Source organism: Micromonospora sp. KC721, from assembly GCF_004348355.1.
In the GTDB taxonomy this organism is placed as follows: Bacteria; Actinomycetota; Actinomycetes; order Mycobacteriales; family Micromonosporaceae; genus Micromonospora.
Genome location: NZ_SMJY01000209.1, coordinates 1 through 10310 on the forward strand (window position 1 = coordinate 1; position 10310 = coordinate 10310).

The 10310-nt window shown below is 73.7% G+C and carries 9 protein-coding genes; 6 read left to right on the forward strand and 3 right to left on the reverse strand.

What is annotated here, in order from left to right; translation table 11 throughout:
* From E1182_RS25860 to E1182_RS25880, 5 genes are all read left to right on the forward strand, one after another.
* Window positions 1-995, forward strand: a 995-nt coding sequence (locus E1182_RS25860) for a PD-(D/E)XK nuclease family protein (RefSeq protein WP_132269995.1), incomplete at its 5' end; no start/stop codon positions are given.
* Window positions 992-4435: an ATP-dependent DNA helicase gene (locus tag E1182_RS25865; RefSeq protein ID WP_132269997.1), complete on the forward strand. Its 3444-nt coding sequence runs from the start codon at window positions 992-994 to the stop codon at window positions 4433-4435. The genes E1182_RS25860 and E1182_RS25865, both read left to right, overlap by 4 nt.
* Before the next feature lie 204 nt (window positions 4436-4639).
* Window positions 4640-4843, forward strand: coding sequence for a cold-shock protein (locus E1182_RS25870; RefSeq protein WP_007464836.1), 204 nt, complete (start codon window positions 4640-4642; stop codon window positions 4841-4843).
* Between the two features lie 218 nt (window positions 4844-5061).
* Window positions 5062-6351 carry a DEAD/DEAH box helicase gene (locus E1182_RS25875; protein WP_132269999.1) on the forward strand — a complete coding sequence of 430 codons (1290 nt, stop codon included), beginning with the start codon at window positions 5062-5064 and terminating at the stop codon, window positions 6349-6351.
* 199 nt (window positions 6352-6550) lie between these two features.
* A complete protein-coding gene (locus E1182_RS25880; protein WP_132270001.1) occupies window positions 6551-6748 on the forward strand; it encodes a hypothetical protein in 198 nt (65 codons plus the stop codon).
* 10 nt (window positions 6749-6758) lie between these two features.
* Here the strand turns inward: E1182_RS25880 and E1182_RS25885 are convergent, their stop codons facing one another.
* The 3 genes from E1182_RS25885 to E1182_RS25895 are packed head-to-tail and all read right to left on the reverse strand — an operon-like array spanning window position 6759 to window position 9458.
* A complete protein-coding gene (locus E1182_RS25885; protein ID WP_132270003.1) occupies window positions 6759-7634 on the reverse strand; it encodes an ABC transporter permease in 876 nt (291 codons plus the stop codon).
* On the reverse strand, window positions 7624-8403 hold the full coding sequence (locus E1182_RS25890; RefSeq protein ID WP_132270005.1) for an ABC transporter ATP-binding protein: 780 nt from the start codon (window positions 8401-8403) through the stop codon (window positions 7624-7626). Before E1182_RS25890 ends, E1182_RS25885 begins: the two co-directional genes overlap by 11 nt.
* Complete coding sequence (locus tag E1182_RS25895; protein ID WP_132270007.1) at window positions 8400-9458, reverse strand: ABC transporter substrate-binding protein; 1059 nt, start codon at window positions 9456-9458, stop codon at window positions 8400-8402. The genes E1182_RS25890 and E1182_RS25895 overlap by 4 nt, the downstream gene beginning before the upstream one ends.
* A gap of 169 nt (window positions 9459-9627) precedes the next feature.
* Between E1182_RS25895 and E1182_RS25900 the strand changes: the two genes are divergently transcribed.
* The coding region (locus tag E1182_RS25900; RefSeq protein ID WP_132270009.1) for a pitrilysin family protein at window positions 9628-10310 on the forward strand (683 nt) is incomplete at its 3' end.

The window sequence follows — 10310 nt, forward strand, 5'->3', positions numbered from 1 at the left end:
GGGCGTTGACCCTGTCGGCGCTGGTGGCGGAGCTGCGTACCGCGGTGACCGACCCGGACGCCCCGGTCACCCGGCGGCGCGCGGCGGCGGTCGAACTGGCCCGCCTCGCCGCCGCCGGCATCCCCGGCGCCCACCCGGACGACTGGTGGGGGCTGCGTGGCCTCTCCGACGACCGGCCGTTGGTCGACGAGGGCGAACCGGTCCGGGTCACCCCGTCGGCGATGGAGAGCGCCCTGCGGTGCAGCCTGCGCTGGCTGCTGGAACGGCACGGCGGCAGCGGCCCGGCCAGCGCCGCGCAGGGCGTGGGCAACCTGGTGCACGCCGCCGCGATGCTCGCCGAGGACGCCAACGCCGACCGCACCACCCTGCTGGAGTACGTGGCCGCCCGGTTCGACGCGATCGAGCTGGCCGCCCGCTGGATGGTCGGTCCGGAGCGGGAACGCGCCGAGGCCATGGTGGACAAGCTGCTCCGCTGGCTGGCCGGCAACCCGCGCCGCCTGCTCGCCATCGAGCACGAGTTCGCCGTCCGCCTCGACGACCCGACCCGCCCGGTCGAGCTGACCGGCCGGGTGGACCGGCTGGAGGTGGACGCCGACGGCCGGCTCGTGGTGATCGACCTGAAGACCGGTAAGTCCACCGCGGTCACCGAACGGGAGGTGGCCGAGCACCCGCAGCTCGGCGCGTACCAGGCGGCGGTCGAGGCGGGGGCGTTCGCCGAGTTCGGCGACGAGCCCGGCGGAGCGGCGCTGGTGCAGCTCGGCACCGGGGCGAAGGACGCCAAGGAACAGACCCAGGCCGCCGCCGGGCAGGGCCCCGAGGCCGGCTGGGCCACCGCGCTGGTCCGGCGCACCGCCGATACGATGGCCGCCGCGACCTTCGCCGCGGTCGCGAACGCGAAGTGTCGGGTGTGCCCGGTGCGTACCAGCTGCCCGGTATCCGGGCAGGGCCGACAGGTCGTGGAACCGCCGGCGAGCCGCCCCCCGGAGCAGTCGTGACGCAGCCCGCCCTCTTCGGCACCGCCGCCCCGACGCCGCGCACCCCGGACTCCGGGCCGCGCTACACGCCGGTCGAGCTGGCGAAGCTGCTGCGGCTGCCCGCCCCGACCCGGGAACAGGCGGCGATCATCGCCGCCCCGGTCGAACCGCTGCTGGTGGTCGCGGGCGCCGGCTCGGGCAAGACCGAGACGATGGCCGCCCGGGTGGTCTGGCTGGTCGCCAACTCGTACGTCCGGCCGGAGCAGATCCTCGGCCTCACCTTCACCCGCAAGGCGGCCGGTGAACTGGCGCACCGGGTGCGTACCCGACTCGACCAACTCGTACGACGGTTGGGTCGGCGCGGGCGTGACCCGCTGGACGACCCGCTCGCCGGCGAACCCACCGTCTCCACCTACCACTCGTACGCCGGGCGGATCGTCACCGAGCACGGGCTGCGTGCCGGGTACGAGCCGACCACCCGGCTGCTCACCGAGGCGTCCCGCTGGCAGCTGGTCGACCTGCTGGTGCGCAACTACGACGGTGACATGTCCGAGGTGGAGCGGATGCCGAGCACGGTCACCGACGCCGTGCTGGCCCTCGCCGGCGAACTGGACGAGCACCTGGTCGACCCGGACGACCTGGCCGCCTGGACCGGCCGGTTCTTCGCCGAGGTGCAGTCCCGACCCGGCCGGGTCTACGCCGACGTGCGCCGGGCGTTGCAGCTGCAGCAGACCCGGCTCAAGCTGCTGCCGCTGGTGCGGGCGTACGCCCGCCGCAAGGACGACTTCGAGGCGATGGACTTCGCCGACCAGCTCGCCCGGGCCGCCCGGGTGGCCCGCGACCATCCCGCCGTCGGCGCGATCGAGCGGGACCGCTTCCCGGTGGTGCTGCTCGACGAGTACCAGGACACCAGTCACGCCCAGGTGGTGCTGCTCAACGCGCTGTTCGGCGGCGGCCACCCGGTCACCGCGGTCGGTGACCCGTGCCAGTCGATCTACGGCTGGCGGGGGGCCAGCGCCGGCACCCTGGACCGGTTCCCCACCGAGTTCGCCCGAGCCGACGGCACCCCGGCCGAGGTGTTGGGCCTCACCACGAGCTGGCGCAACCGGCCGGAGATCCTCGGCGTGGCCAACGCGCTCTCGGTGCCGCTGCGCGCCGCCGGTGCCCGGGTGCCGCAGCTGCGTGCGGCGCTGAGCGTCCGGGATCCGATTCCGCACCGCAGCCCGCGTGGCCACGCCGCCGGCACCGTCCACTGCGCGCTGCTGCACACGTACGCCGACGAGGCCGACTGGATCGCCGACAGCGTGCTGGCCGCCTGGCGGGGGGCGGCCGGGATGCCGCACGCGCTGCCCGAGCACATCCCGGTGTCGCACCGCCCCACCACCGCCGTGCTGGTCCGGCTGCGCAGCCAGATCCCGGCGATCGAGGCGGCGCTGCGCGCCCGGGGACTGCCGGTGGAGGTGGTCGGCCTCGGTGGCCTGCTGGACACTCCCGAGGTCCGCGACGTGGTCTGCACCCTGCGGGTGCTGGCCGACCCGACCGACGGGGCGGCGCTGCTGCGGCTGCTCACCGGTGCGCGCTGGCGGATCGGGCCACGCGACCTGGTCGCCCTGCACCGGCGGGCCCGGGCCATCGCACGGGCCCGGCGGGAGCGGACCGACGACGACGGGCCGGAGATCACCGTGGACGCCCTGGACGAGGCGACCCTGGTCGAGGCGCTGGCCGATCTGGGGCCGGCGCAGGCGTACTCGGCGGAGGGTTACGCGCGGCTGCGGTCGTACGCGATGGAGCTGGCGCTGCTGCGCTACCGGCTGGACCAGACGCTGCCGGAGCTCATCGCGGACATCGAGCGGACCGTCGGCCTGGACGTGGAGGTGGCCGTCCGGGCCGGCCGGGACGGCACCGGTGACGCCGGCCTGGCCCGAGGCCATCTGGACGCCCTCGGCGACGTCGCGGCCCGGTTCAGCGGGGAGACCCCCGGCGCGACCCTCGCCGGATTTCTGGCCTACCTGGCCGCCGCCGAGGACGAGGAGCGCGGCCTGGCCCCCGGCGAGGTCGAGGTGGTGGCGGGGGCGGTGCAGGTGCTCACCGCGCACGCCGCCAAGGGGCTGGAGTGGGACGTGGTGTCGGTCGCCGGGCTGACCCGGGGCGGCTGGCCCGGCCCGGTGCGCAACTCCGACCACTGGCTGGGCGGGCTCGGCGTGCTGCCGTTCCCGCTGCGTGGCGACGCCGACGGGTTGCCGGAGCTGGCATTGGCCGGGGCGGAGGACCAGCGTGGGGTGGCCCGGGCGCTGGAGGAGTTCACCGACGCCTGGCGGGCCCACGACGAACGGGAGGAACGCCGGCTGGCGTACGTGGCGGCGACCCGTCCGCGCCGGCTGCTGCTCTGCTCCGGTTACTGGTGGGGGGAGGGGACGAAACGGTTCCGTGGCCCGTCGGTCTTCCTGCGCGAGGTCCACGACGCCTGCCTTGACGGTGCGGACGGCCACCTGGTCGACGAGTGGGCGCCCGAGCCGGCCGGCGACGCCGTCAACCCCACCACGGAGCTGGTGCTGCGGGCCGACTGGCCGGCCGACCCGCTGGGCGCCCGCCGGCCGGCGTTGACCGAGGCGGCGGGGCTGGTCCGTCGCTACCTCGCCGACCCGGCGGCGGCGGACCGCGAGCTGGCCTGCGACCCGGCGGCCGATCCGGCGGCGGGCTCCGGGCCGATCGGCCCGGAAGCTGCGGATCCGGCCGGGGGCGATCCCGAGGTGACGCGCTGGCGGCGGGAGGCGGATCTGCTCCTCGCCGAGCGTGCCGAGCTGCTGCGGCAGGCCGAGGCGGTGGAGGTGGCGCTGCCCGGGCAGCTCTCGGTGACGCAGCTGGTGGCGCTGCGCCGGGATCCGGCGGCGCTGGCCCGTACGCTGCGCCGGCCGATGCCCACCGCGCCCAACCCGTACGCCCGGCGGGGCACCGCCTTCCACACCTGGCTGGAGCAGCGCTTCGGCGCGGACCGGCTGCTCGACGTCGACGAGCTGCCCGGCGCGGCCGACGCGGACGCCGCGCCCGACGAGGCGCTGACCGAACTCCAGGAGCGTTTCCTGGCCAGCGAGTGGGCCGACCGGGTGCCGGTCGAGGTGGAGGTGCCGTTCGCCACGGTGATCGCCGGTGTGGTCGTCCGGGGCCGGATGGACGCCGTCTTCGCCCGCCCCGGTGGACGGTACGACGTGGTCGACTGGAAGACCGGCCGGCAGCCGGCCGGGCGGGAGGCGGTGGTGGCCGCGGTGCAGCTCGCCGTCTACCGGCTGGCCTGGGCGGAGCTGGCCGGGGTGCCGGTCGACCGGGTCGGGGCCGCGTTCCACTACGTCCGGGACGGCGTCACGGTGCGCCCGGCCGACCTGCTCGACGCCGACGGGCTCACCGCGCTCATCGCCGGTGTGCCCGAAGTTCCGTCAGGGGGTGGCACGCTTGCGGATTCGTGATATGGTGACGGAGTTGCAGTTTTGGTTTCCAGAGACTCTGTGTGCGCCTGGCGGATTGTGGCCCCAGGCGCTCTTTGTTGTGTCCGGAGTTCTCCGGGCGGGGCGACCAGCAGCGACAGGCTCGCCGTGCACTCGCGCACGGTGTGCACCTTTTCGGTCCGCAACAGGTGCGGGTCCGAACGTTCCGTCAAGGAGACGAAACACATGGCAATTGGTACCGTCAAGTGGTTCAACGCTGACAAGGGCTTCGGCTTCATCACCCCGGACGGCGGCGGCGCGGACGTCTTCGCCCACTTCTCGGCGATCCAGTCCTCCGGCTACCGCAGCCTGGACGAGAACCAGCGCGTCGAGTTCGAGGTGACCCAGGGCCAGAAGGGCCCGCAGGCGGAGAACATCCGCCCGCTCTGATCCTCGGATCGACCGGTAACACCCTCCGCGCCCTCCGGGCGCGGTGACGGGCCGGTCCGCCGCGCCGCCCACCCGCTCCGGCGGGGCGGCGCGCTGCGGCGGACCGCCCGTACCCTTTCGGTTCGTGCTTGTGAGTCCCGACGGACATGTCCGCCGGTGACCGCGTCGCCTCGCGGCGCCCTCCCTCGACACGTGCCGCGTCGAGGAAGGCTTTTCGCATGACCATGACCATTCCCAGCTTCGCCGCCACCGGCCTGGCTCCCGCGCTCGTCGCCGAACTGGCCGCGCAGGGCATCACCGAGCCGTTCCCGATCCAGGTGGCGACCCTGCCGGACTCGCTGGCCGGCCGAGACGTGCTCGGCCGAGGCCGCACCGGCTCCGGCAAGACCCTCGCCTTCGGGCTCCCGCTGCTGTCGCGTACCGCCGGCCGTCGGGCCCGCGCCGGCCGTCCGCTGGCGCTGGTGCTGGTGCCCACCCGTGAGCTGGCCCAGCAGGTCACCGCCGCGCTGGCCCCGTACGCCGCCGCCCTCGGGCTGCGCTGTGCCACCGTCGTCGGCGGCCTGTCGTTGCAGCGGCAGGCGGACGCGCTGCGTGCCGGCGCGGAGGTGCTGGTGGCCACGCCGGGCCGGCTGCACGACCTGATCAACCGGGGCGACGCCCGCCTCGACCAGGTGGCGATCACGGTGTTGGACGAGGCCGACCAGATGGCCGACATGGGCTTCCTGCCGCAGGTCACCAGGTTGCTGGAGCAGGTGGCGCCCGGCGGCCAGCGGATGCTCTTCTCCGCCACCCTCGACGGCGGTGTGGACCGGCTGGTCCGCCGGTTCCTGACCAACCCCGTCTCGCACTCGGTCGACCCGGGCACCGCCACGGTGACCGCGATGACCCACCACGTGCTGCACGTCGACGCGGTCGACAAGCCCGACGCGCTCACCCGGATCGCCGCCCGCGAGGGCCGCACCATCCTGTTCATGGGAACCAAGCACCGCGCCGACCGGCTGGCCCGCCAGCTCCTGGCCAAGGGGGTACGCGCCGCGGCGCTGCACGGGGGCAAGTCGCAGCCGCAGCGCACCCGGATCCTGGAGCAGTTCCGCACCGGCCAGGTCACCGCCCTGGTGGCGACCGACGTGGCGGCCCGGGGCATCCACGTCGACGGACTCGACATGGTGGTCAACGTGGACCCGCCGGCCGAGGCGAAGGACTACCTGCACCGGGGCGGCCGGACCGCCCGGGCGGGCGAGTCCGGCACGGTGGTCACCCTGGTCCTGCCGGAGCAGCGGCGCGACGTCTCCCGGTTGATGAGCGTGGCCGGTATCACCCCGCAGACCGCGCAGGTGCGCCCGGGTGACGAGGCGCTGTCCCGGGTCACCGGGGCGCGGGAGCCGTCCGGCGTGCCGGTGACGATCACCGTGCCGCAGCCCGCTCCGGCGGCCCGTCCGCGTACGGCGGGACCGGCGCACCGGCCCGCGGGCCGTTCCCGCCGCCCGCGCCGCCCCCGTTCCGCCTGACGGTCCCCGTCACGGCCGACCCCGCGCGGTCGCCACGGCCGACCCCGGGCGACCGGATGGGTACGGCCGGTGACGCAGCGGGTGGGTGAGTCGACAAGGCGGCGGAAGTGGGTCCGATCAGCGACTGTCGCCGGGCCTTCGGGTGGTCGATGCTCCTCGGGGTAAGAGCCGACCGGGGGGCCGGCTCGGAAAGGCGAACATGGGCGACACCGACTCGGGGGCGGTGCGCGAGCTGATGGTGGTGCTGGCGGTGGCGGGCGCCGGGCTGCTGCTCGCCACGGTGGCGGCGTTCGCGCCCTGGCAGCCGAGGCCGGGTCGGGCCGACCCGGTGGGTCTGGTGGAGCTGCACAGCCCGGGCGGCGCGGGGGCGCCGCCCGGGAAGCCGACCGTACGCTGACCCTGTCGCGTCACCGTCCGGCCTGGTCGAGGACGCCCCATCGGCGACGGATCGCGGTGTCGGCCGCGCCGAAGACCGCGTCCACCACCAGGCCGATCACCAGGATCACGATCATGGTGGAGAGCAGCCACGGAGAGTCCGCCAACTCCCGGGCGTAGGTGAGCTGCGCACCCAGCGAGGTCTGCGAGATGCCGACGACCAGCAGTTCGCCGGCCATCAGACTGCGCCAGGAGAACGCCCAGCCCTGCTTGAGCCCGGCGACGATGGCCGGCAGCGCGGCGGGCGCGATCACGTACCGGTAGAGGGTCAGCCCTCGCGCGCCGAGGTTGCGGCCGGCCCGCAGCAGCAGCGGAGGGACGTAGTCCACCCCGGTGATGACGCCGTTGGCGATGGACGGTGCGGCGCCGAGCACCACCACGAAGAAGATCGCCTTCTCGCTCAGTTCGAACAGCAGGATCGCCAGCGGGAACCAGGCGATCGACGGCATGGTCTGCAGGGCGGTGATCATCGATCCGATAGCGGCCCGCAGCACGGTCGACCGGGCCACCGCGAGGCCGACCAGCAGACCCACGGCGACCGAGAAGACGTACCCGACGGCGGCCCGGCGCAGCGTGACGGCGATGCCGTCCCAGAGTTGGGCGCTGCCGGCCTGCCGGAGCAGTTCCTCGCCGACCACCAGCGGACCGGGCAGCGACCACGCCGGCTTCCACCCGCTGAAGACCACGAGCTGCCAGACCGCGACGGCCAGCGCCAGCGCGGCCAGTTTGGGCCAGGTGGCCGCCCAGATCCGGGCGGCTCGGGAGGTCTCCTTCTCCCGGCCGGCGATCTCCAACGCGTCCAGCCCGGACAGTTCCGCGTCGGTACGGGTCAGGGTGTCACGCGGCATGGCGGCCCACCTCCGCACGGAGCCGGTCGGTGACCTCGGCGGCGATCGCGGCCACCTCGGGGGAGTCGATGCGCCGGGGCCGGGGCACGGCCACGTCGGTGGACCAGATGATCCGCCCGGGCCGGCTGCTGAGCAGGATGATCCGGTCGGCGAGGCGGGCCGCCTCCCGCACGTTGTGGGTGACGAAGAGCACGGTCAGGTTCCGCTCGGTCCAGATCCGTTCCAGCTCGTCGTGGAGGATGTCGCGGGTCATCGCGTCCAGCGCACCGAAGGGCTCGTCCATCAGCAGCACCGGGGTGTCCAGGGCGAGGGTGCGGGCCAGGGCGACCCGCTGCCGCATGCCACCGGACAGCTCGTGCGGGCGCTTGCGGCCGAAGTCGGCCAGGTGGACGGTGCGTAGCAGCTCGGCGACCCGCTCCCGACGGCGCGCCCGTGGTGTGCCGCGCAGCTTGAGCGGCACCTCGACGTTGGCCTCGACGGTCAGCCACGGAAAGAGTGCCGGCTCCTGGAACATCAACCCCGGGTGGGCGCCGTCGGCGACGGCGATGTCGCCGCCGCTGGGGCGGTCCAGCCCGGCCACCAGGTTGAGCAGGGTGCTCTTGCCGCAGCCGGACGCCCCGACGAGGCAGACGAACTCGCCCGGCCGGACGTCGAGGCTCACCCTGTCCAGCGCCAGGACGGCGTTCGTCCCGCGGCCGTACACCTTGGTCACGCCGGTGAGCGCGACCGCGCTGGTCGCGCTCACCGGCGCCGTCGTCGTGGCGGTCACGGCTGGACCACCGTGGTCTTACCCTGCGCCGCGAGCACCTCGTTGAGGTACCGGAGGTCGTAGAGGCCGTCGAGGCTGACCGGCTGGGTGAGCCCCACCGCGACCGCGTGGTCCAGCCCGGTCTTGAGCGAGGAGGCGATCGGGTCGTTGGTGAACTCCAACGTCGGCCACGCCTGCTTGATCAGCTTCAGGTCCAGCGGCTTGCCGGTGATCCGGCCGATGTGGGTGGAGATGGCCTGCTGGGACTCGTCCGGCCGGGTGTTGACGTACTCGTTCGCGGCCACCTGCCCCTCGACCAGCTTCTGCACCACGTCGGGGTGGGCCCTGAGGAACCTCGTGGACACGATCAGGTTGGTGATCACGAACTTCCGGTTTGGCCAGAGGTCGCGCTCGTCGACGAGCACCCTGCCGCCGGCGTTGACCAGCCGGGAGACGAACGGCTCGGGCACCCAGGCACCGTCGATCGCCCCGCTGCCGAACGTCTCCACCGTCTGCGCGTTCTCCTGCGGCACGATGGTGACGTCGCCGCCGCCCTCCTTGGTGGTCCGCAGGCCCTTCTCCTTGAGCCAGTAGCGCAGCGCCACGTCCTGGGTGTTGCCGAGTTGAGGGGTGGCGATCTTCTTTCCGCGTAGTTGCTCCACGGAGGTGATCTCCGGCTTGACGACCAGGGCCACGCCGCCGGAGGCGGCGCCCGAGACGACCCGTACGGCCTCGCCGCGGGACTTGGAGAAGGCGTTCACCGTCGGGTTCGGACCGATGTACGTGGCGTCGAGCGCGCCGGAGAAGATCGCCTCGACGGCGGCCGGGCCGGCGTTGAAGGTCTTGGTCTCCAGCTTGACGCCGCTGCCGAGCTTCTCGGCGAAGATGCCCTTCTCGACGCCGACCACCGCCGGGGCGTGGGTGATGTTCGGGAAGTAGCCGAGCCGCAGGGTCACCGGGCCGGACGTGCCGGCTTCGCTGTCGTCGCCGCACGCCGCGGTCGTACCCGCCGTCGCCAGGCCGAGCACGGCGAGGGTGGCGAGGGAGACCAGCCGACGCAAGGGGGGCCGTTTCATCGTCCGTCCAATCCACTATTCCTACTTAGTCGATAGGAATAATCGGTGGGCGGGTGGATGGCGTCAAGAGCCGTCCAGCATCCAGGACACGCCGCTGCCGGCAGGCCGGAACAGACCCGGCGCGCGGGGGCGCCGGTGGCGGCAGCGCCGACGCGTTAGGGTCGATCACGTGCCGACGCGGAGAGCGAAGATCCCATCGACCAGATACCCCGTCGAGCGGTTCAGCCTCGACAACGGTTTGCGGGTGGTGCTCACCCCCGACCGCAGCGCCCCGGTGATCGGGGTGGCGGTCGTCTACGACGTGGGCATCCGGTCCGAGCCGGAGGGGCGTACCGGTTTCGCCCACCTCTTCGAGCACCTGATGTTCCAGGGCTCGGAGAACCTGGAGAAGCTGGCGCACTTCCGGCACGTGCAGGGCGCCGGCGGCACCTTCAACGGCTCCACCCACCTGGACTACACCGACTACTACGAGACGCTGCCGGCCAACGCCCTGGAGCGGGCGCTGTTCCTCGAGGCCGACCGGATGCGCGGCCCTCGGCTGACCGAGGAGAACCTGCGCAACCAGGTCGACGTGGTCAAGGAGGAGATCCGGGTCAACGTGCTCAACCGGCCGTACGGCGGGTTCCCCTGGCTGACCCTGCCGCCGGTGATGTTCGACACCTTCGCCAACGCGCACGACGGCTACGGCTCCTTCGACGACCTGGCGTCGGCGACCGTCGCCGACGCCGCCGACTTCTTCCGCCGCTACTACGCCAGCGGCAACGCCGTACTGGCGGTCAGCGGGGACATCGACGTGGCCGAGGCGACCGCCCTGATCGAGCGGCACTTCGGTGACGTGCCCGCCCGCCCCGC

Coding starts and splice junctions, on each gene's coding strand:
- E1182_RS25875 (WP_132269999.1), top strand. CDS start 5,062: ATGACCATGACCATTCCCAGCTTCGCCGCCACCGGCCTGGCTCCCGCG.
- E1182_RS25880 (WP_132270001.1), top strand. CDS start 6,551: ATGGGCGACACCGACTCGGGGGCGGTGCGCGAGCTGATGGTGGTGCTG.
- E1182_RS25895 (WP_132270007.1), bottom strand. CDS start 9,458: ATGAAACGGCCCCCCTTGCGTCGGCTGGTCTCCCTCGCCACCCTCGCC.
- E1182_RS25870 (WP_007464836.1), top strand. CDS start 4,640: ATGGCAATTGGTACCGTCAAGTGGTTCAACGCTGACAAGGGCTTCGGC.
- E1182_RS25885 (WP_132270003.1), bottom strand. CDS start 7,634: ATGCCGCGTGACACCCTGACCCGTACCGACGCGGAACTGTCCGGGCTG.